General features: G+C 54.3%; 20 protein-coding genes. 13 read left to right on the forward strand and 7 right to left on the reverse strand.

Features of this window, described 5'->3' with window-relative positions; translation table 11 throughout:
- Positions 1 to 34: 34 nt before the first annotated feature.
- On the reverse strand, positions 35 to 943 hold the full coding sequence (locus BLU05_RS23505) for a DMT family transporter (RefSeq protein ID WP_091885690.1): 909 nt from the start codon (positions 941 to 943) through the stop codon (positions 35 to 37).
- 136 nt (positions 944 to 1,079) lie between these two features.
- On the opposite strand from BLU05_RS23505, the gene BLU05_RS23510 reads away from it, so the two are divergent.
- Positions 1,080 to 2,087 carry a GlxA family transcriptional regulator gene (locus BLU05_RS23510; protein ID WP_091885693.1) on the forward strand — a complete coding sequence of 336 codons (1,008 nt, stop codon included), beginning with the start codon at positions 1,080 to 1,082 and terminating at the stop codon, positions 2,085 to 2,087.
- A 60-nt stretch (positions 2,088 to 2,147) separates the two neighbouring features.
- On the opposite strand, the gene BLU05_RS23515 is transcribed toward BLU05_RS23510, so the two are convergent.
- Positions 2,148 to 2,612 (reverse strand): hypothetical protein, encoded by a 465-nt coding sequence (locus tag BLU05_RS23515; RefSeq protein ID WP_139210511.1) that lies wholly within the window; start codon positions 2,610 to 2,612, stop codon positions 2,148 to 2,150.
- A gap of 172 nt (positions 2,613 to 2,784) precedes the next feature.
- Here BLU05_RS23515 and BLU05_RS26335 point away from each other — a divergent pair, with 172 nt between their 5' ends.
- The 4 genes from BLU05_RS26335 to BLU05_RS23530 all read left to right on the forward strand — a co-directional run bounded on the left by BLU05_RS26335 (position 2,785) and on the right by BLU05_RS23530 (position 6,432).
- Entirely contained in the window at positions 2,785 to 2,940 is a 156-nt protein-coding gene (locus BLU05_RS26335; protein ID WP_175540729.1) for a hypothetical protein, read from the forward strand.
- A 217-nt stretch (positions 2,941 to 3,157) separates the two neighbouring features.
- The gene (locus BLU05_RS23520; protein ID WP_091885699.1) at positions 3,158 to 4,786 is read left to right on the forward strand and encodes a dihydroxyacetone kinase subunit DhaK; all 1,629 of its coding nucleotides are present in this window, start codon (positions 3,158 to 3,160) and stop codon (positions 4,784 to 4,786) included.
- Positions 4,787 to 4,933: 147 nt separating this feature from the next.
- Positions 4,934 to 5,227 (forward strand): ArsR/SmtB family transcription factor, encoded by a 294-nt coding sequence (locus BLU05_RS23525; protein WP_091885701.1) that lies wholly within the window; start codon positions 4,934 to 4,936, stop codon positions 5,225 to 5,227.
- 92 nt (positions 5,228 to 5,319) lie between these two features.
- A complete protein-coding gene (locus tag BLU05_RS23530; RefSeq protein ID WP_091885704.1) occupies positions 5,320 to 6,432 on the forward strand; it encodes an alkene reductase in 1,113 nt (370 codons plus the stop codon).
- A 46-nt stretch (positions 6,433 to 6,478) separates the two neighbouring features.
- Here BLU05_RS23530 and BLU05_RS23535 read toward each other — a convergent pair whose 3' ends face one another.
- Both BLU05_RS23535 and BLU05_RS23540 read right to left on the reverse strand, forming a co-directional pair.
- Entirely contained in the window at positions 6,479 to 8,191 is a 1,713-nt protein-coding gene (locus BLU05_RS23535; protein WP_210184632.1) for a M10 family metallopeptidase C-terminal domain-containing protein, read from the reverse strand.
- 170 nt (positions 8,192 to 8,361) lie between these two features.
- Positions 8,362 to 8,595: a hypothetical protein gene (locus tag BLU05_RS23540; protein WP_091885710.1), complete on the reverse strand. Its 234-nt coding sequence runs from the start codon at positions 8,593 to 8,595 to the stop codon at positions 8,362 to 8,364.
- Between the two features lie 537 nt (positions 8,596 to 9,132).
- Here BLU05_RS23540 and BLU05_RS23545 point away from each other — a divergent pair.
- Positions 9,133 to 9,882, forward strand: coding sequence for a F0F1 ATP synthase subunit A (locus tag BLU05_RS23545; RefSeq protein WP_091885713.1), 750 nt, complete (start codon positions 9,133 to 9,135; stop codon positions 9,880 to 9,882).
- Positions 9,883 to 9,900: 18 nt separating this feature from the next.
- On the opposite strand, the gene BLU05_RS23550 is transcribed toward BLU05_RS23545, so the two are convergent.
- Entirely contained in the window at positions 9,901 to 10,782 is an 882-nt protein-coding gene (locus tag BLU05_RS23550) for a GntR family transcriptional regulator (protein WP_091885876.1), read from the reverse strand.
- Between the two features lie 105 nt (positions 10,783 to 10,887).
- Between BLU05_RS23550 and BLU05_RS23555 the strand changes: the two genes are divergently transcribed.
- The 6 genes from BLU05_RS23555 to BLU05_RS23580 all read left to right on the forward strand — a co-directional run bounded on the left by BLU05_RS23555 (position 10,888) and on the right by BLU05_RS23580 (position 17,974).
- A complete protein-coding gene (locus BLU05_RS23555) occupies positions 10,888 to 12,036 on the forward strand; it encodes a C45 family autoproteolytic acyltransferase/hydolase (RefSeq protein WP_091885716.1) in 1,149 nt (382 codons plus the stop codon).
- A gap of 65 nt (positions 12,037 to 12,101) precedes the next feature.
- The gene (locus BLU05_RS23560; RefSeq protein WP_091885719.1) at positions 12,102 to 13,643 is read left to right on the forward strand and encodes an ABC transporter substrate-binding protein; all 1,542 of its coding nucleotides are present in this window, start codon (positions 12,102 to 12,104) and stop codon (positions 13,641 to 13,643) included.
- A 32-nt stretch (positions 13,644 to 13,675) separates the two neighbouring features.
- The gene (locus BLU05_RS23565) at positions 13,676 to 14,620 is read left to right on the forward strand and encodes an ABC transporter permease (protein ID WP_091885722.1); all 945 of its coding nucleotides are present in this window, start codon (positions 13,676 to 13,678) and stop codon (positions 14,618 to 14,620) included.
- A complete protein-coding gene (locus BLU05_RS23570; RefSeq protein ID WP_091885724.1) occupies positions 14,617 to 15,429 on the forward strand; it encodes an ABC transporter permease in 813 nt (270 codons plus the stop codon). Before BLU05_RS23565 ends, BLU05_RS23570 begins: the two co-directional genes overlap by 4 nt.
- On the forward strand, positions 15,429 to 17,102 hold the full coding sequence (locus tag BLU05_RS23575) for an ABC transporter ATP-binding protein (RefSeq protein ID WP_091885878.1): 1,674 nt from the start codon (positions 15,429 to 15,431) through the stop codon (positions 17,100 to 17,102). The genes BLU05_RS23570 and BLU05_RS23575 overlap by 1 nt, the downstream gene beginning before the upstream one ends.
- Positions 17,103 to 17,131: 29 nt before the next feature.
- Positions 17,132 to 17,974 carry an alpha/beta hydrolase family protein gene (locus BLU05_RS23580; RefSeq protein ID WP_091885727.1) on the forward strand — a complete coding sequence of 281 codons (843 nt, stop codon included), beginning with the start codon at positions 17,132 to 17,134 and terminating at the stop codon, positions 17,972 to 17,974.
- A 5-nt stretch (positions 17,975 to 17,979) separates the two neighbouring features.
- Here the strand turns inward: BLU05_RS23580 and BLU05_RS23585 are convergent, their stop codons facing one another.
- A complete protein-coding gene (locus BLU05_RS23585; RefSeq protein WP_091885730.1) occupies positions 17,980 to 19,056 on the reverse strand; it encodes an adenylate/guanylate cyclase domain-containing protein in 1,077 nt (358 codons plus the stop codon).
- Between the two features lie 124 nt (positions 19,057 to 19,180).
- Between BLU05_RS23585 and BLU05_RS23590 the strand changes: the two genes are divergently transcribed.
- Positions 19,181 to 19,618 carry an SRPBCC family protein gene (locus BLU05_RS23590; protein WP_091885733.1) on the forward strand — a complete coding sequence of 146 codons (438 nt, stop codon included), beginning with the start codon at positions 19,181 to 19,183 and terminating at the stop codon, positions 19,616 to 19,618.
- Between the two features lie 60 nt (positions 19,619 to 19,678).
- Here BLU05_RS23590 and BLU05_RS23595 read toward each other — a convergent pair whose 3' ends face one another.
- Positions 19,679 to 20,143, reverse strand: a complete 465-nt coding sequence (locus BLU05_RS23595) for a GNAT family N-acetyltransferase (protein WP_244518512.1) — start codon at positions 20,141 to 20,143, stop codon at positions 19,679 to 19,681.
- Positions 20,144 to 20,199 lie beyond the last annotated feature (56 nt).

Raw genomic sequence — 20,199 nt, forward strand, 5'->3', positions numbered from 1 at the left:
TCATGCCTGAGTTGCGACCAGTGCCAGATGCCTCTCACGGTTTTTGAGATGGTGGTATCTGGTGAGCCGCTTGTTGTCGTCCAATCTGCAACATCGCGATGCCGGTGAGAATGAGGATAACAGCTGCCAATTCCAGCCAGCCCACTTTCTCACCGGCGATCCAGCCGATGAGCAACGCGACAACCGGTGTGATATAGGTCGAGCCTGACGAGGCAATAGCACCGAGTTTTTCCAGTAAAAAATAGTAAAGCAAAAAGGCAGTTCCGGTTCCTAGAACGCCAAGTCCAACCACAAGGCCGATAGCCGCATGAGAATTCTCTAGTATTCGCCCGATCCCGGAGAAATCAGTCAGCGGGAGAAGGATAATCAAGGCCAACCCCATTTGCCAGGTGACAAGCGCCAGAGGCCGCAAGCTGAGTGGTGACAGAAAGCGGCGGACGTAAACATACGACAATCCAAGGACGATCGCACCTGACAGCATCCATATAACACCTACCAGGTTGACGGGGTTGTTTTCTCCCTCCCAGGGTCTTGTAATCAGAACAATACCGACAAAGCCTAAAACGACTCCTATCGCCATTAATCTGTTGAATTTCTCAGTCTGCAGAAACAAGAGCGAGGAGATCGAAGTGAACAAGGCTATCGACCCGCCCAGCACGCCAGCGATGCCCGAGGGGAGCAACTGTGTACCTTTCACAATCGCAAAATAGTAAAAGGCGGTTGCCGCAACGGACATGACGAAGAAATGCGGCAGATGGCGCAACTGGCTGCGATCGATCATACCTTTATGCCAAGCCGTGAATGCCAGCGGCAGAAAGCCGAAAAATACTCGCAGAAGGACGATTTGTTCAGGGCTGATAAGGGCGGCAGCCCATTTCATATAGATGAAATTGGAACCCCAGATTAGTCCGAGCGATATGAACGCAGCATAGGTAAGTATCATAGGGGCAATCCAGTAGTTCTGAGGGCGCCTGAAAATTGTCTCCTGAATTCTATTGCTGGATCTGGCGCGCTCGAACAGAATAGATGCGTCAATTACATGTTATGTATGCGACACTTGGCTTGAAGGAAGGGTATTCATGCGTGAGCGCTGGATAACAGGGCCGGGCCGCCCAAATGGTGAGGCTTTGCAACTGTCGGTTGGTTTCATTTTAGCGCGGCACTTCACGCTAAATGCTTTTGCCAACTTCATTGACGTTTTGCGGCTGGCGGCCGACGAAGGTGATCGCAGTCGGCCAATCCGTTGCGCGTGGAGTGTATTGTCCAACACGATGCACCCGGTAGCTTCGAGCAGCGGTGTGATGGTCGAACCGAATGAGCGGCTCGGTGATCCCGGCAAGTTTGACTACATCGCAGTGATAGGCGGGCTGATTGACGAGATTCCCAATCTAAATTCAGAATATTTGCGATATCTTCAACGGGCTGCGGCGGCAAAAGTACCGCTTATCGGCGTCTGTACCGGTGCCTTCATTCTACATCATGCCGGGCTGATGGATGGTTATCGTTGTTGCGTCAGCTGGTTTCACCACGCCGATTTCCTGGAGCAATTTGACGGTCTCCGACCGGTGTCCAACCAGATATTCATTGTCGACCGTGACCGACTTACCTGCCCCGGCGGTGCAAGTGCCGCGCATTTGGCCGCATTCCTGGTGGAAAAGCATATCGGCAAGGCGCCTGCCACCAAAAGCCTGCACATCATGATGATCAACGAGGCTGAGGTGGAAGAATCGCCGCAGCCAAGTCCTGCACTTGATTTCAACACCAGCGATCCCTTTGTAAGGAAAGCACTTTTGTTGCTACAGCAAAGCTTGGATGCGCCGATCTCTGTTAGCCAGATTGCCACGCATCTGGGCATCAGCAAGCGCCGCCTCGAACGGCATTTTAAACGGGTACTCGGGACATCTCCGCAGGCGGCCTTCATAGACATGCGATTGTCGCTGGCGCGTCAACTGATTGAAAATACCGATAAATCATTCACCACTATTGCGGTTGAATGCGGCTTCTCCGACTCGTCGCATTTCAGCCGGATGTTTCGCCGCCGCTTCGCGAGTACTCCGCGTGAGTGTCGCAAGTCGGCACTGAAATAAACAAACCCATAGAGTTGCAGAGTCAATCAAACGTGGCAAAGGCAGCGACGATCCGGGCTCTTACTGTGGGCCTACCGGGCGGGGTGGATAGACCGCCTGCACGGGCGCCGATTTGGGCGTGGCAAATATCGCGCCTGTTGCCATATTTGAAATGCCAGCGTGGGATTTTCCGGTGATCAGCATATCTTCATGCACCCAACCGATCATATCGGTGGCGGGAACCACAATACGATGCCACTTGCCGGTCTTGCTATAAGAGCGCATTTCGCGTCCCTTTTCGACGGTGCCCGCAGGGGCGGACTTATCCCATGCCTTGCTCCGCAAGGTCAGTCTTTCGCGGGCATAAACGACTGATGGCATCATGTTGGGCATATTGATGCCGCGTGGCGTCTGGATGACTGCCTTTTCTGCAGGGCCGATGGACAGATGTGGACGTTGCTCCGGCTGCAGTGGCTGCAGTTCTGCCCGCTGTATGGGCTTTGTCGTTACGGGCTGCACGCCAACAGCAACGGAAGGTCGTGGCACAGGAGCCGCCAACGTGAGTGCACGACTGTTTTCTTGTTGAGCGTCGCTTTTTGCAGGCTGTTTTCCTGTTGTCTCAGGCTTTGCAACTGTCGATTGTCCAGTACGTGTAGCTATACGCTCGAATAGGCTGGAGAATGTTGTTTGCGATTTTTTGGGCTGCGTCGCTACCCAGATGCTCAAAGCGCCAACTCCAACGATCACTGCCAGAGCCAATAATGAACCGGTGGAAGACGTCCGCGACGAAGATCGTGAGGATGACCGCTTCGGTGAACGTGACGATGAACGGGTGCTGCGCTTTCTCGTGGCCATATGGATCCTGCCCTTTTGAGCCCGGTGGTGGTCGAGCTAGGTCAAAGTCGTTTTGATAATATTCGCGAGCGCCGAATCGCGTTGTTATCAAACTGACAGGGCTTCCTTGGTATTTCGTTACCGGACCGCAAGCTCCGTGGAAAATCCGGACGAAAGCCTTTAAGGGATATAACCGATATAGGGACGAAATTGTACGAAGGATGCTGGCGACGTGCGCCTCGCTTAAGGGAGTTTCAATGGCACAGTTTATCAATAAGAGAGAAGATGTCGTCACGCAAGCGATTGATGGCATTTTGGCAACCTCGCAGGGTAAACTTACCCGCCTTGATGGCTTTCCGCATATTCGCGTCGTCATTCGCAGCGACTGGGACAAATCCAGGGTTGCCTTGGTTTCGGGTGGAGGTTCTGGTCATGAGCCCGCTCACGCAGGCTTTGTCGGAGCTGGCATGTTAACGGCCGCAGTCTGCGGTGATGTATTTGCGTCCCCGAGTGCGGATGCGGTTCTGGCTGGCATATTGGCAGTGACGGGATCGGCAGGTTGTCTTCTCATCGTGAAGAATTATACCGGCGACCGGCTCAATTTCGGCCTTGCGGCAGAACGTGCGCGCAGCTTCGGGCTGAAGGTGAACATGGTGATCGTCAATGACGATATTGCGCTGCCAGACTTGCCGCAGCCGCGCGGAATAGCCGGTACGCTGTTTGTACATAAGATTGCCGGTGCGATGGCAGAAAGCGGTGCAACTTTGGAGGCCATCACGCATGCCGCCAAGAGGGTCATTTCCGGTATAAAAAGCATAGGCATGTCGCTTGATACCTGCACGGTTCCCGGATCACCCAAAGAGAACCGTATCCCTGCGGGAATGGCGGAACTCGGTTTGGGCATACATGGTGAAGCGGGCGTAGAGCAGATAGATTACACCGACGCCAAAACGGCGATGGGCGCAGTTGCCAGCAAGCTTGCGGCCCGTATGGACGACGCACCACATGTTGCTCTCATCAATAATCTCGGTGGTACCTCTGTCCTTGAAATGTCGGTACTGGTTCATGAACTGGTCAATTCATCAATTGGCAAGAACATTTCACATGTTGTTGGCCCGGCAGCCATGATGACCTCTCTCGACATGCACGGTTTTTCTGTTTCCGTTTTTCCTGCGGATAAGTCAGATCTCGAGGCCTTGGCTGAACTGGTATCGTTAACCGCATGGCCGGGTCTTTCGCGGGTTAAGCCAATTGCTATTGCGGCACTGCCGGATGGCCTGATGCCATTGGCCCCGCTTCCGTCCGATCATAAAGAGACACGGGAATTGCTCATCAGTTGCTGCAATGTGCTCATTTCAGCGGAGCACGATCTGAATGCCTTGGATGCCAAGTCTGGCGACGGAGATACCGGTTCCACGCTGGCGGGGGCAGCAAGGGCATTGGTCAAAGCGGTTGATCGTTTATCCCTATCGGATCATGCGCAATTGTTGCGCGCGATTGGTCTGGAACTTAGCCAGACGATGGGTGGCTCATCGGGTGTTCTTCTTGCCATTTTCTTCACAGCGGCGGGTGACGGTGCATCAAACGGTTTACCCATGCATGAAGCACTGAAAGCCGGATTGCTCCGCATGCAGGAAATTGGTGGGGCACACCTTGGCGACCGGACTATGGTGGATGCCCTTGCTCCTGCGCTGGATGCCCTTGGAGCAAGTTTGCAATCTGCCGCCCATGCGGCGCGGACAGGGGCCACTCTAACGGCGACACTCGTTCGTGCCAAAGCGGGGCGCGCGGTTTATATCAATGCCAAGCAACTCGAGGGACATATTGATCCGGGTGCTGAGGCCGTGGCTCGATTGTTTGAACATCTGGCGATCAGTCCAACCTGAAATGTCAGAAGCTGTTCTGCTTCTGCATCGTTCACAAGCTGACGTGGTGATTTACCGGACCTACGAATAGAATAAGCGGTCCATCAATATATCGTGTATCTACGATATATATATTGCCTTATCGCGATTCATTCATATCTATCAGGAATGAAAAACGATGAGATCCTCAAAGCTCTTGCCCATCCGGTCCGACTGCAGATTGTGCACTGGTTGAAGAATCCTGAGCATTATTTCTCCAGTCAGGAACACCCTCTTGATCTGGGCGTGTGTGCCAGCCAGTTCTCACGCTGTGGTCTGTCCCAGTCGGCGGTGTCTGCGCACCTTGCTGTCTTGCAGCGGGCGGAACTGGTTACAATCCGGCGCGTTGGACAATGGGTCTATTACAAGCGCAACGAAGACACGATCGCGTCCTTCCTGCGCGATATGACCGAGATAATCTAGCCAGCATGCCTCCATCTGATCTTGTTGCATCGGTCAGGGCGCCGGTGACAAAGCTCCTCCCAGAAGTTTCGCCCTGAAATGAAAGGTCTTCCATGCCTACTCTTTTTGATCCTATCAAAGTTGGTGATATTGAACTCGCCAATCGTGTTGTTATGGCTCCGCTCACGCGTAACCGATCGCCCAATGCCGTGCCAACCGCGCTTGCTGCAACTTATTATTCCCAGCGTGCAACAGCTGGGTTGTTGATCACCGAGGCAACGGCAATCAGTCATCAGGGACAGGGTTACGCCGATGTTCCGGGCCTTTATGCACCTGATCAGCTGGCAGGCTGGAAAAAGGTGACGGATGCAGTGCATGCAGCTGGCGGTAAGATCGTCGTCCAGATGTGGCATGTGGGCCGTATTTCCCACAATACTCTTCAGCCCGATGGCGCGGCGCCTGTTGCGCCTTCTGCAATTACAGCGAAATCCAAGACATTTCTGATCAATGCGGATGGCAGCGGAACCTTTGCCGAAACCTCGCAGCCGCGTGCGCTTGATCTCGCCGAGCTTCCGGGGATTGTTGAAGACTATCGGAAAGCGGCCAGAGCGGCAGTTGATGCGGGTTTTGACGGTGTGGAACTTCATGCCGCTAACGGATATCTTCTTGATCAGTTCTTGCGATCCGGCAGCAATCACCGCACTGATGCCTATGGTGGGTCCATCGAAAATCGCGCACGCTTCCTGTTCGAAGTGCTTGACGTCATCACAAAAGAAATTGGTGCGGGACGCACGGGCATTCGGATATCGCCGGTAACACCAGCCAATGATTCATCGGACCCGGAACCTCAGCCACTCTTCACCTATGTGGTGGAAAAGCTTGCCGCCTACAAACTTGCTTACGTCCACATCATCGAAGGTGCTACAGGCGGCCCACGGGATTTCCAGCAGGGCGATAAACCCTTCGATTATATCGCTCTCCGCGCCGCGTACAGGGATGCTGGAGGGCATGCAGCCTGGATGGTCAATAATGCTTACGATCCGGCCCTGGCTGAAACGGTTATTGCAAAAGGTGAGGCTGATCTTGTTGCCTTTGGAAAGCTGCTTCTCGCCAACCCCGATCTCGTTAAACGCCTGCGGGAACAAGCGGATCTTAACAAGCCAGATAACGCCACCTTTTATGGCGGTGGTGCAAAAGGCTACACCGACTATCCTGCATTGCCTTAGGAAGCGTATGAAGAGCCCCGGCTTGCGCCGGGGTTCTTCTATCTGCTTAGGCCGCGACGCGGAAATCCGCACTCGTCATGGCCAGTCCGCTGGATACATTGGCAAAGCGAATGGCAGCGGCACTGCCGGTACCATCACTGTCGTATGAGAGTGATCCGTTGCTGCTGTCATACAGGATGCGGTCGGAGGCATCCAAGGCCGACGCACCGATGCGGAAAGCATCTGCCGAGAGTGGCCCACCGGGCGAAAGCGCTGCAAATATTGCCGGGTCCAGCCATATTGTGTCGTCGGCCACGGAGAAATCCGTGATGGTATCGACATTGAGAGCAGCGCTGAGCGGGTCCTTGAAGTAGAAATTGTCAGCACCCGCACCGCCAGTCAGGGTGTTGCTGACGGCATTGCCGGCGATGCTGTCAGCTCCGCTTCCACCAATGGCGTTTTCGATGGTCGCATTGAATGCAATGGACACATTGCCTTTCAATCCACCGATATCAGAGAATGTGCCGTCATGCAGGTTGATGACCTGATTTTGGCTGTAGCCGGAGGCATCGATCGTATCGTTACCTCCGCCATCCCATATGCTGAATGCAGGCGTGGTGTTGCCGCTGAAATTATAGATCGTGCCAGCATTTGTGTTGAACCCATAAACCGTGTCGCCCGAACGGGTCGTCATATTGGCACCGTAGAGCTGCTGCACGGCAAGGATATCATACAGCATCAGTGTATCGGGATAGCTGTTGTATGAACTCGTGGTGTTCGATTCATCAAAATAGCTCATCACCGAATATTGCTGATCATCTTGCGAGAACTGGGCATTGGCATCGTAGGTTAGCGATTGTCCTGGCGCCGCATTGTAATCTCCCGGATGAGCCAGACCTACCGCATGGCCGGTCTCATGCAGAATGGCAAAGGCGCTGTAGCTTCCGGTTGGAATGGATGTTGTCGACACGCTTGTGTTGTTGAGACTTACGTCGCCGGAAATGGCTGTTGTTCCCGGATAATTGGCGTAGGCGCCGGCGCCATCGCTGTTCGAACTGTAAGCACCAAACAGCATGGTTGCATTGTTGGTGGTCCCGCCGGGATTAACCTGCGTGAAGGTGATATTGCCGACCTCCGAATATTGCGCAAGCGCCGCCTTGACGGCTGTAATTTGCGTCGCTGTCAGACCGATAAAGGGGGTTGCATTGCCGGAGGCGTCGGTCTGTCCGGAATTGCTTGTACGTACGCCCCACGTAACATTTGCGGCAGTGCCGGGTGTGCTCCATGAAACGCCTGGCCTGATCAGGGCACCTGCACCCATCAACTCATCATAGCTGGCCTTGGTCCCTGTTGTGGTCGACAAGCCATATTGCCCGGTGCCGCCATTGTTGTAGGACCCTGCATCAAGATAATAGGTACCTGATGTGGTCGCGGTGAAAGTGATGGTTGAATTTGTTCCTGGTCCTGCATCATCATCAACAGCGATTTGTGTGCCGCCGCTATTGCGCAGAACGAGATAGGTGTCATCCAGACGGACGGTGGTTACACCGGTCGCAACCATGGCAAATGTATAGGTCTGTCCAGCAACGAGATTGACCTTGAACCAGTCATGGTCGCCCGTTGTGCTAACCTGGCCCTGCGCTGTTTTGCCGATAGCGAGTGTGTAGGTCGTGGATATGCTTCCTGCGGCATCGGTTGTTTCAGTGAGACGTGATGGCGATGCCGCTCCAATTGCCTGCGGGACAATAACGGCCGCTGGCTGGATTGACTGCCCCGACAACAACCAGCTGCTTTGCTGCGTTGCTGACGTGTCAGATGCCTTGAAATTGGTACTCAAATGCTTCTTTTTGTTATCGAGGTATGAACAATACTTACACATAGTGATCCAGTCCTTTCTGAGGAACAAAGAGGATATCTAGTTGCGTTCATTGCTACCTTGGATGAAGGGGCTCACTTACATAATTGTTCGGCTCTCTTGATGGCCTCATGCAGTACCCGTTTGTTCTCCTCAGGCGAGAGGAGTGGGCTGCCGTCCCTTGCTTCCTGAACCCGCTTCTGTGCCTCCTCGCAGGTGACAGGATTCAACGGTCGCTCAGGGTTAACAGGCAATGTTGCCGCCGTCTGAGTTGTTGCCAATTGAGTGATAATAAGCGCCCATGCAGCCGGATCATTTCCAAGGATCATTTTTAACACTCCCCAGTGCGTCCGTATTCGATGCGATTTTCGCGCCAAATTGTGTGAGGTTTTTTAAGAAGGCAAATGACATGAGATAACTGTATAATACATCAAGTTATTATCCATAATATCAGAATTATATTGCAATTAATTTTGAACTACATTCGTTTGGTGAAATATTTTAAGTTTTGGTATGTGACATATACTTTAAGTATACATTCGGTTGTAGGTTATTCAGACCAAATTGGGTTATTCCTGTGTATAGCGTAGGCCATATGTGAAGTTTTCGGTGGGTCAACTTATTAAGTTTAGCGGTTTTAAGCGACAAGGACGATTTCTTTTCACCATTTGCGTTGGCGCGCTTTTGAGCACTTGAATTGTTTTTGGATGGCAGTTAGGAAGCCTCCATACAGGACGACCTGTATCGCAGTTTCGTTTGGGGACGGCCCCGTTATCTCAATTGAAGGAGATGATGGTGTCGTACGACCAACCTCATACTTTCCCTAATACCACCGTCGAATGCCCTTTCATCTGGAGGGCGTCATAATGGCGGGCCCAATCGAACAATTCGAGATAAAGCCGCTTGTACGTCTCGTGGATATTGCGGGTTACGAGTTCAGCTTTACCAATTCGGCAGCCTATATGGTTTTGACCGTGACAATTTCCTGTGCATTTCTGATGATTTCAACGGTCAGGCGAAAGCTCGTACCGGGTCGTTGGCAATCGTCCGCCGAGCTGCTTTACGAATTTGTCTCTGGTCTGCTTCGGCAGAATGCTGGTGAGCAGGGCATGCGCTTTTTCCCGTTCATTTTCTCTTTGTTCATGTTCATTCTGGTGGCCAATCTCATTGGGATGTTTCCCTATGCATTTACGGTGACCAGCCAGATCATCGTCACTTTTGCATTGGCGGTTCTTGTTTTCCTGACGGTTACAATTTTCGGATTTTTACGCCATGGTCTGAAGTTCTTGCGGCTATTCATGCCGGATGGTGTGCCAATCGCACTCGCTCCAATCATTATCCCTATTGAAATTATCTCTTACCTGTCGCGCCCACTCAGCCATTCTGTTCGCCTCTTTGCGGTAATGCTTGCCGGGCACATCACGTTGAAAGTGTTCTCGGGCTTTGTGGCGGAGCTTGTAGGGATGGGCGGACTGGGAATTCTCGCTGCCATATTGCCATTGGCAATGACCGTCGCTTTAACCGGCCTCGAACTCCTGATGTCGTTTATTCAGGCCTACGTCTTTGCCATGCTCGCATGCATGTATTTGAACGATGCGCTTCATCCCGGCCATTGAGACTGCCCGGAATTGCGCTCACTCCACTTCATAGCGGCTTGCGCCTTCGATGTGACGGCGCAAGAGAGCCTCGGCAAAGACCACGTCGTTTTCAGAAAGAGCGTCGAGGATTGCAATGTGCTCGACGCAGACTTGGCGAATGCGGTCATAAGCCAGCCGTTCAAAATAGGCATATTCGGTAATCCGCCGGAGGCTGTTTTGCTGGCGAACGGCCTGTACGAGAAAGCGGTTGCCTGACCAGATTGCCAGTGCCTCATGAAACGATGCATTGACATTGAACCATTGATCCCGCTGGACCGATGCGGCGGGAATGCGCATGATTTCAGCCTGCGCAGCCCGGATTGATGCCAGTTGCTCCTTGTCCGCTTTAAATCCGGGATGTCGTAAAGCGCCGCATTCCAGAATCATGCGGAACTGATAGCTTTCTTCTTCGACCTGATCAGTATCTAGGCTTTCGGCAAAAGCCCAGCCATGTCCCCTTTGACGCTGCACCAGACCTTCTGCCGCAAATCGCAAAAGCACCTTGCGAATGGTTCCCCGCGTGGAGTTGTAGCGCTCGGCAAGCAGTGTTTCCGATACTTCAACGGGGATTGCGCCCGTTGCACGATCGGCCATAAGCCGTTTGTGAATATCTTCCAGTTCCGATGGTGGAGCGATACCGTCGATACCGCCGTTTCCATCCGGCAACAGGGCCAGAATATATCCCCGGCCAGCTGCATGAGCCAGAACCCCGCGGCTCGCCAGCAGCGCTAGAGCTGATCTTATCGGCGATCGCGAGACGCCCAGCCTTTTGGCCAACGCAAAGTCGGATACACGCTCTCCCACTGGCCAACGCTCCGACGAAGCCAAGGAAACGATCTGACGGGCGATTTCTATCTGCAGATCACTTGCTGTCAACATGGGCTCCATTTCATCACAGGCTTATTTTTGCACAAAAGCCAATTGACACGCAATCATCCTGTATTAGACTGTACGTAATTAAACCAAAATACAGTACAAGGTTGAATGATGAGTTCTTATCCAACATCCTTTCCATTTGTAACCGTTTCCGGAACGCCGTTTGAGCGCGGCCGTCAGTATGGCGCTGCGGTGCCGGAACGTGTGAAGATCAGCGTTGCGCTGTATGGCGATCAGCTTGCCAAGCTGGGTTACAGCTCAGCCGAAAAGACGCGGCTTATCCAGGAGTTTGCCGGGGAGATTGCAAATTTCGGCGCGCATTATGTCGAAGAGATGCGCGGTATAGCCGAAGGTGCCGGTGTGGATTTTGAGGACATTGTCATGATCAATGCCCGCACCGAAGTGATCGCGAAGGCGCGTCTGGAAAAGAACGCTCCACTCGATGAGGAAGATGAGATTGATGACGGCTGCACAGGGGCGGTCATTTTGCCCGAGCGAAGTGCGGACGGTACGCTCATTCATGGTCAGAATTGGGACTGGAAGACCGAATGCGCCGAGACTGCCATTGTCCTTCGCGTGCTGCAGGATGACGGGCCGGATTTTCTGACATTCGTTGAAGCGGGCGGACTTGCCCGAAACGGCATGAATAGTTCAGGCATTTGCATCACTGCAAACTATCTTGAATCGGATCGCGACTACAGGCAGCAGGGTGTTCCTCTGGCGCTGATCCGCCGCAAGGCATTGGAACAGGAACATTTCGCTCTTGCGATGCGCGCGGTTGCAGGCACTCCGAAGGCCTGTTCCAACAATATGATCCTTTCTACAAGCGCAGGTTTTGCGATTGATCTGGAATGTGCACCCGACGAGGTTTTCCAGATATTGCCGACGGACGGTCTTGTCGTTCATGCAAACCATTGGACCAGCCCAGTCGCGCTCTCGAAACTCAAGGACACAGGCTTGCCCCATGTACCGGAAAGCCCCTACCGCGATTGGCGCGTGCGCAAGATTCTGGAGGATGCGGGACCGAAGCTTGGCATCGCTGATTTGAAGCGTGCGTTTTTCGATGACTTCCTAACGCCCTACGCCGTGTGCAGACCACCAAGATTGAACACCGAGGGCAATCTTTCAGCCACGGTCGCAATGGTCATCATGCACCCGGCAAGTGGCACGATGGAGGTCGCCTGTCTGCCGGCTATCAACCGCAATTTCACGCGTTACAGCCTCACGGTGGACCCGGTTCAAATCGCTGCCGCGTAGCCGATCAAGGTTTTCTTTCTTCAACCACCGGGCACTAAGTCCGGATGAATAATGGGGTTCAGAACATGAAGAATGCTATTTTGGTTTCTCTATTGTTGGGGCTGTCCGCGGCGCCTGCCGCCGCCCAATCAATCACAGCTGCAATTCCGGCTGATATTCGCAGCTCCAATCCCGGGGTAAACCGTGACGACTATACTGACGCTGTGGTCCTGCATACGGTCGAAGGGTTGGTCGGATACAAGGAAGACGGTACCGTCGGTCCACTTCTTGCGCAGGATTACCAGCTGTCGCCTGATGGGCTGACCTATACGTTCAAACTGAGATCTGGCGTGACGTTCCATAATGGAGAAGCGCTCACCGCTGATGACGTGCTCTGGAGCTGGTCCCGCTACATGGACCCCAAAACAGAGTGGCGGTGTTTGCCGGAGTTTGACGGCCGCAACGGGCTCAAGGTCGAGTCCGTGACTGCGTCTGATCCGCAAACGATTGTCATGAAAATCAATCACCCCAGCGCCATTTTCCTGGATACACTGGCACGCACTGACTGTGGAATGACAGCCATTTTGCAGAAGGCTTCAGTGAAAGCTGATGGAAGCTGGGACAAACCCATCGGCACCGGGCCGTATAAGTTCGGGGACTGGAAGCGTGGCGAATACATCACCCTTGATGCATTTGAGAACTACACCTCGCCTGCGGGAGAAAAGGCTGATGGCTATATCGGCGCAAAGCGACCTTTGATCAAGGAAATCAAGTTTCTCGTCGTGCCTGACCCTGCAACGGTGAAAGCGGGCCTGTTGTCCGGCGCGCTGGATATCGCGTCGGTTCTGAGTACGGACATTCCGGAATTCTCAGCCAACCCGAACTTTGTGGTGACTGCAGGAGCAGAGGCCTCCAAGCACACATTCCTGATGCAGACCAAAGATCCGCTGCTTTCAAAAGTGGAACTGCGACAGGCTATTGCTGCGGCACTGGATCTTCCAACCTTGGTCGCACAGGCCACCAATGGAAGTGGTCGGCCTAATAATTCTGCGATCTTTCCGGGATCGCGATATTATAGCGATACCCAGAAAGAGGCTTTTACCCCTGATCCAGCGAAAGTAGCAGAACTGCTTGCCAAGGCCGGATATAAGGGCGAAGAAATCACCATCATCGCCAATAAACGCCCCACAGCACCAAGCTTTGATGCGGCGGTCGTTGCACAAGCAATGCTTCAGGCTGTTGGCATCAATGTCCGAATTGAGGTTCTGGATTGGTCAACGCAGCTCGACCGGTACAATTCCGGCAAATACCAGATGATGTCTTTCTCATACTCGGCGCGTCTCGATCCGGCGCTGAGCTTTGAACAGTTCTCTGGCCCGAAAGACAAACAGCCACGAAAAGTCTGGGACAATCCGGAGGCACTCGGGCTTATCGCCAAAGCCATGGAGATATCCGATCAAACGCAACGGCAAGGCATATTTGACCAGCTTCACAAACAGCTCCTGCATGATGTCCCTTTGATCATCTACTGCAATGGAACCGGTGAAACCGTCAGCAGCAAGCGTTTGAAGGGCACACCCGCCTGGCAGGCGAAGCTTCGTCTTTGGGAACTCAGTGTCGAGCAATAGTCACTCTGGTTCGATACGTCTGAGAGGCCAGCATGTTGAAGTTCGCGCTCACCCGAGTTGGTACGGCTATCCCGACATTGTTTATTGTGGCGGTGTCCGTTTTCTTTCTCATCCGGCTTATTCCCGGCGATCCAGCTGCATTGATGCTGGGTGATCTTGCCGACCCGGCCAGTCTTGCAGATTTGCGAGCGCGGTTGGGGCTTGATCAAAGCATTCCGACCCAGTTTGCAATCTGGCTCGGCAATATATTGCACGGAGATTTTGGCCGGTCGATCACCAACCAGCAGGAGGTTTTGCCTCTTATACTGGCGCGATTGCGCATCAGTGCGGAGATCGTTCTGATTGCTGTATTTCTTGCCAGCATTGTTGCCGTTCCGGCAGGCATGATCGCCGCATGGCGACAGAACAGCCTCACAGATGTGGCTTTGGTGGGCGGGGCAACGCTTCTGCTCTCCATCCCGGCATTCTGGATGGGCCTGCTTCTGCTGTTGTTCTTCGGATTGAAACTGGGCTGGCTGCCTGTGCTCGGCTACGTCTCCATGTCCCAGAATCTTCCACAAGGATTGCTCTATATCATCCTGCCCGTGGTGACACTCTTCCTGCACGAGATCGGTGTTATTTTGCGCATGGCGCGTGCTTCGACACTTGAGGTCATGCAGCTTGAATATATTACCCATGCCCGAGCCAAGGGCCTCTCGGAATCCGCTGTCCTCTGGCGTCATGCCTTCAAGAACGCTTTTGGTCCGACATGGACCCTTATTGGTATTGTTCTGGGAAACCTGCTTGGCGGCATTGCCGTGGTTGAAACGGTATTCACGATCCCCGGTCTCGGGCGGCTGCTTGTCGATGCAATTTTCGCCCGGGACTATCCGGTGATCCAAGGCTGTCTCCTGCTCATCGCAACTGTTTACGTGCTGGTAAACCTCGTTGTCGATCTGCTCTATCCCATATTCGATCCGAGGGTGACCGCAGAATGAGAAATCTTGCTCCCAATGCGCTTCTGGGCAGCGCCCTTGTCGGAACGCTTCTGACCGGAGCATTTATGGGTGCGGTCTGGACGCCCTACGATCCGCTTGGTCTGAATTTCAAACTCAGACTTGCTGGGCCAAGTGCAGCCCATTGGTTGGGGACGGATGAGTTTGGCCGTGATGTGCTCAGCCGGTTGCTCGCCGGTGCTGCAACCAGCTTCTGGATAAGCCTGCTGACCGTTGTTCTGGCGGTGACCGCTGGCACATTGATCGGAATGCTGACGGGCTATTTTCGTGGCTGGGTCGATCGTATCATCATGACATTCAACGATGCTTTGCTCGCCTTTCCCGGTATCCTATTGGCGCTTGGATTGCTCGCGGTGGTGGGCGCCAATAAATACGGCATCATTCTGGCGCTTGGATTAGCCTATACACCGACAGTTGTTCGTATTGTCCGTGGCAATGTCCTGTCGTTGCGGGAACGGGAATTCATCGAAGCCTCCCGCGTCATGGGTAATTCGAATGCCTACACCATGTTCCGACATATTCTGCCCAACTGTATCGCGCCGCTTACGGTTCTTGCGACGTCCATGTTCGGTTGGGTGCTGCTTGCTGAAAGCGCGTTGAGCTTCCTCGGTCTTGGTGTACCGCCTCCCGCGCCGACATGGGGCAATATGCTGGCCAGTGGGCGGCCATTCATTTCCCAGGCAGTCTGGCTTGCCATTTTCCCCGGCCTTTGCATTTCGCTGACCCTCCTCGGGATCAATCTGCTTGGCGACGCACTTCGCGACAGACTCGATCCAAGGATGAGGGGATGATGATGCAGGAAAAGTCACCGCTTCTTGACGTGCGCGGACTCTCTTTAGAAGTAACGCGAACAGGCATCAAAATCCTCAAAGCCATCAGCTTCAATGTAAAGGCGGGTGAGATCGTTGGAATAGTCGGAGAATCCGGATCCGGAAAATCCATGGCTGCCCGTGCGATCATTGCCCTTAACCCACCCGCGGTACAGCGCACCGCCGGAACGATAAGTTTCGAAGGACGGGATACGGGCTCCATGCACAAGCGCGATTTACAGGCTTTGCGTGGTGCGCGGGTCGGCATGGTTTTCCAGGAGCCGATGACTTCGCTCAATCCTTCAATGACGATCGGCCGTCAGCTGGAAGAGGGGTTGCGGTTGCACCGGCGGCTGACAAGCCGCGAGCGCCATCGGCTGATTGTCGAGATGCTTGCCCGCGTTGGCCTGAATGATCCGCAAACGGCGCTTGCAGCCATGCCGCACCATTTCTCCGGTGGCATGCGCCAACGTATCATGCTGGCAGCGGTGATGCTGCTCAAGCCCGCATTACTCATTGCTGATGAGCCAACGACTGCGCTGGATGCGGTGGTCCAGCGTGATGTGCTCGAGTTGATGGTTGATTTGACGCGGGAGAACAACACGGCTGTCCTAATGATCAGCCATGATCTGGCAATGGTGGCCAAGTACTCGGACCGTGTCGTGGTAATGTCGCAAGGCGAAATCGTCGAACAGGGCGATACGAAAGATCTGCTTCGCGCGCCGCAGCATCCCTATACCCGCAAATTGCTGTCTGCCTTGCCACACCGCATACCGGCGCGGTCCATGGAGGTTTCACCTGTTGCACGGATAAATGTCGACAATCTCGTTGTGGATTTTGCGGCTCGCCGAAGTCTCCTGCGCAAAGGGCATCCAAAACGCGCGCTCAACGGGGTTACTTTGAATGTCATGCCGGGAGAGGTCGTCGCTGTTGTTGGCGGATCGGGTTCTGGCAAGACGACATTGGGGCGGACAATTGCCGGGCTTATCAAGCCAAGCGGCGGGGAAATTCTGTTCAATGGGAAGTCCATCCAAACGTCGACGAGCGACTATGCTGACTACAGGCTCAACTGCCAGATGGTGTTCCAGGACCCCTATTCGTCACTCGATCCGCGCATGACAATTGGCAGTCTGGTGGGAGAGGCACTGCGCCGCTCGACTGATCTAACCGCCAGAGAGAGGAACTCGCGCGTTGCAGAAGTTCTTGATGAAGTCGGGTTGTCTGCAGAGTTTGCTTCCCGTTTCCCGCACCAGCTCTCCGGTGGCCAGCGTCAGCGCGTTGCGATCGCCCGCGCGGTTGTGAGGCGGCCGCAATTCGTGATTGCCGATGAGCCGGTGTCTGCGCTGGATGTAACCGTTCGTGCGCAGGTGCTCAAGCTGTTTGCCGAGTTGCAACGAAAGCATGGGTTCTCGTGCCTGTTCATCAGCCATGATCTGGCGGTTGTCGAGCAGATCGCCGATCGGGTTATTGTCATGAACAATGGCATGATCGTGGAGCAAGGGAGCCGCGATGCCATCTTCGACAATCCGCAGCACGATTACACCCGCAAACTGCTTCAGGCTATTCCAGCTCTTTTTGGAACAGAAAATGGCGGCGTGGAACTGGGATGGCGTTTTGACGAAGTCGGCAGGAAATCAGCCCATGGCGGGAACTGAAACCATGTTTTGTTATAGCGAGGAATCTCATGTCATCTTCATTTGAAGGCCGGGCTCAGGCAATCTACGATCTTGGCCGTACGGCGATTTTTGCCCTCAAGTCCGACCCGCGCTTTCACTATTGCCTGTATGTTCCTCCCATTGTCGGCAATGGCGAGAAAGTCGATCTTCTGGTGGCTGTCCACGGCACTGGTCGAACGTCCTTTCTGGATTTCCGCGATGGTTTTGCCGAATTCGGTCGATGGAACCGCTGCGCCATCCTTTGTCCCATTTTCCCGGTTGGGGTGAGGGGAGATGGTGCACGAAGCGGATACAAATTCATGATTGAAGGCGAGATTCGCTATGATCTGGTTCTGCTTGAAATGGTGGCGGAGGTTGCTGCCAAGTATCAACAGGACTGGAATACATTTGCCATGTTCGGATTTTCTGGTGGCGGTCACTTTACCCATCGTTTTGCCATATTGCATCCGCAACGGCTCTGGGCGGCTTCCATTGGAGCGCCGGGATCAGTTACCCTCCTTGATCCTTCGAAGGACTGGTGGGTGGGTATTCGCAATCTTGAGGATCGGTTTGGTGTTACTTTTGACCGGGAGAAACTGGCTCGTATTCCCGTTCACATGGTCGTCGGCGATGCCGATCTGGAAACATGGGAAATCACGATCCCTGAAAACAGCGCGAACTGGATGCCGGGAGCCAACGATGCCGGGCGTACCCGCCCGGAACGGTTGTCAGCCTTGCGGCGCTCCTTCGAAGATGCCGGTGTCTCAGTGCGGTTTGATCTGGTACCCGGTATCTCGCATGATCGAATGCAGGTGCTTGATTATGTTCAAAACTTTCTCACGGAAATACTAAGCGACCGGCGTTCAGTTTAACCGTGCTATTGCAGCGCAAACACCGCACAAGGCGCAGCAATGCCTCGCAATGAGTGCTCGCCCAGCGGGATCAATGGTTGTCTGATTTGCACCGCAAAACTACCCGATAGCAACGCCGAATGGCCAAGTGGCTTGCACAGACCTTCGAGCCGGCTCACCAGATTCACCGCAGAGCCGATCGCTGTGAAATCCAGCCGGTCGGCGGTGCCAATATTGCCCCATAGCATCTCGCCAAGATGCAGCGCGGTGCCGAATGACAGTGGCGGCACGTTCTGCGCGGCACGGGTGCGATTGAGATGGTCCATTCCGGCACGGGCGGCGGCAACGGCGCGCAGCGCCGCTTCGCATGCAGCAGCAGCGTCGCGCTCTCCGATTGGAAAGATCGCCAGCACACCATCGCCGATGAACTTCAGGACTTCACCGCCGAAGGCATGAACGGCACCGGCAATGCGGTCGAACCAGGCATCGAGTGCGGTGATCACTTCCTTTGCTTCTGTTGATTCCGATAGCTCGGTAAAACCACGAAGGTCAGCAAAAAGCAGGGCGGCCCGAATGGTTTCACCCGGTTCGCGCCGGGAGCGACCGGCCAGTACCTGAGTGGCGCTGCGCCGACCAAGATAAGCCGTTAACAGCGCTGACAATGTCGAGCGCGTAGCCAGCAAAGCAAGCGGTGCTGCGGCAAAGCGTGCAACCTCACGCAGCAGTTCTGATTCAGCTGTGGTAAACGGTCGGCTCGCAGTCCAGCCAAGCATGGTACCATCAGACGCTCCCGCTCCTCCGGCAAAATCCTCCTGTACGACGCCGGTGCCAAGGCTCTCAAGCCAGTTGCGGGCGATATGGTTTTGGTCAGGGTTGGCAGATCTGGCCAAGCCCAGCGCCTCGATGACTGTCCCTGTGTCGGCTCGCCACAGCCAGGTGCGCTGCTCGATGACGGGGTGGGGCGCTGCTTGAGTGAGCGCACCGCCGACCAGCGGCATATCCTCGGCCATGAGCCGCACGGCGAGCGCCGTCAGAAAGGCGTCGCCGTCAGGCATATCAACCGCGTTATCGATCAGGAAGGAGAGAGCGGATGGCAGCTGCATGGCTGTCATCATGCAGCGGTGACGGGCACCTGTCACGAGGTTTTGTTTGTTGCGCTAAATCTCGATTGGCTTACATTGCCCTCGTACTTGAATGGCATTGCGTCCTGTTGGGAGGAGACCGCCGATGACCGAGCCGCTTCGCAATGAAATCGAGATAGCAGCCCCACAGGCAACAGTCTTTGCCTTCCTCACTGATCCCGACAAGATTTTGCGCTGGATGGGCACGAAAGCAACCATTGAGCCGCACCCTGGGGGCATCTATCTGCTTAGCATGCGTGACGCCATGACAGCGCGCGGCCAGTTCACCGAGGTAATCCCGGTTCATCGCCTCGCCTACAGCTTCGGTTGGGAGGGAAGCCAGGATGTGCCGCCGGGTTCGAGCCTGGTCGAGATCGATCTTATCGAGAAAGACGGGGGAACTTTGGTGCGGTTCACCCATAGCGGACTACCCAACGAGACGGAACGCGCAAACCACGAAAAGGGCTGGAATCATTATCTGAGCCGTCTGACCGTGGCCGCAGCTGGTGGCGACCCGGGGCCGGATAAGCCTGCGGGGGCATAAGACTAAGGGTACAGTAACGGTCAAGCCCGGCGTCGACCGTCCCGTGTGATTGATTGTCCATTATGCGGGCAGGACCAGATCGGCAATCATTTCGCCGTCCTCGTCCAGCCCTTCTTCTATAAAGCCAGCGGCGCGATAGAGCTGCCGCGCGCCTTCATTCTCGGGAGCATAGCAAATCGAAACATGCCGCACATGGCCGAGGCTTCGAATTTCCGCCAGCGCTTCTCTCAGGGCAGCTTTGCCATAGCCTCTGCCCTGATGTGCACGATCGATCATGAAACGATATATCCGTGCCTCATCATCGTCTTCGGGCGCTTCGTACATCAGGAAACCGATCACGCGATTTTCCGTTATCACAACGCGTGGTCGTGCATCTTCGTCAAGCGCAGCCTCGTCCAGCGAATCCGAATTAGTTGCAACGAAACTCAACTGGTCGGGACCAAGCGTCAGAGACGTAACCAAGGCACGATTGGCCTCGGTCACAGGCTCTAGATGGACTTCCGCGGTTTTCTGCTGGTCTGCCAAGGTGCAATCTCCGATCCAATTTCTCGGTTCATTGATCTACATACACGACCAGCTTT

The organism is Phyllobacterium sp. OV277 (assembly GCF_900104355.1).
Classification (GTDB): domain Bacteria; phylum Pseudomonadota; class Alphaproteobacteria; order Rhizobiales; family Rhizobiaceae; genus Phyllobacterium.

Coding starts and splice junctions, on each gene's coding strand:
- BLU05_RS23540 (WP_091885710.1), bottom strand. CDS start 8,595: ATGATCCTTGGAAATGATCCGGCTGCATGGGCGCTTATTATCACTCAA.
- BLU05_RS23545 (WP_091885713.1), top strand. CDS start 9,133: ATGGCGGGCCCAATCGAACAATTCGAGATAAAGCCGCTTGTACGTCTC.
- BLU05_RS23555 (WP_091885716.1), top strand. CDS start 10,888: ATGATGAGTTCTTATCCAACATCCTTTCCATTTGTAACCGTTTCCGGA.
- BLU05_RS23570 (WP_091885724.1), top strand. CDS start 14,617: ATGAGAAATCTTGCTCCCAATGCGCTTCTGGGCAGCGCCCTTGTCGGA.
- BLU05_RS26335 (WP_175540729.1), top strand. CDS start 2,785: ATGCTCAAAGCGCCAACTCCAACGATCACTGCCAGAGCCAATAATGAA.
- BLU05_RS23585 (WP_091885730.1), bottom strand. CDS start 19,056: ATGCAGCTGCCATCCGCTCTCTCCTTCCTGATCGATAACGCGGTTGAT.
- BLU05_RS23580 (WP_091885727.1), top strand. CDS start 17,132: ATGTCATCTTCATTTGAAGGCCGGGCTCAGGCAATCTACGATCTTGGC.
- BLU05_RS23565 (WP_091885722.1), top strand. CDS start 13,676: ATGTTGAAGTTCGCGCTCACCCGAGTTGGTACGGCTATCCCGACATTG.
- BLU05_RS23550 (WP_091885876.1), bottom strand. CDS start 10,782: ATGTTGACAGCAAGTGATCTGCAGATAGAAATCGCCCGTCAGATCGTT.
- BLU05_RS23575 (WP_091885878.1), top strand. CDS start 15,429: ATGATGCAGGAAAAGTCACCGCTTCTTGACGTGCGCGGACTCTCTTTA.
- BLU05_RS23510 (WP_091885693.1), top strand. CDS start 1,080: ATGCGTGAGCGCTGGATAACAGGGCCGGGCCGCCCAAATGGTGAGGCT.
- BLU05_RS23525 (WP_091885701.1), top strand. CDS start 4,934: ATGAAAAACGATGAGATCCTCAAAGCTCTTGCCCATCCGGTCCGACTG.
- BLU05_RS23530 (WP_091885704.1), top strand. CDS start 5,320: ATGCCTACTCTTTTTGATCCTATCAAAGTTGGTGATATTGAACTCGCC.
- BLU05_RS23590 (WP_091885733.1), top strand. CDS start 19,181: ATGACCGAGCCGCTTCGCAATGAAATCGAGATAGCAGCCCCACAGGCA.
- BLU05_RS23505 (WP_091885690.1), bottom strand. CDS start 943: ATGATACTTACCTATGCTGCGTTCATATCGCTCGGACTAATCTGGGGT.
- BLU05_RS23520 (WP_091885699.1), top strand. CDS start 3,158: ATGGCACAGTTTATCAATAAGAGAGAAGATGTCGTCACGCAAGCGATT.
- BLU05_RS23560 (WP_091885719.1), top strand. CDS start 12,102: ATGAAGAATGCTATTTTGGTTTCTCTATTGTTGGGGCTGTCCGCGGCG.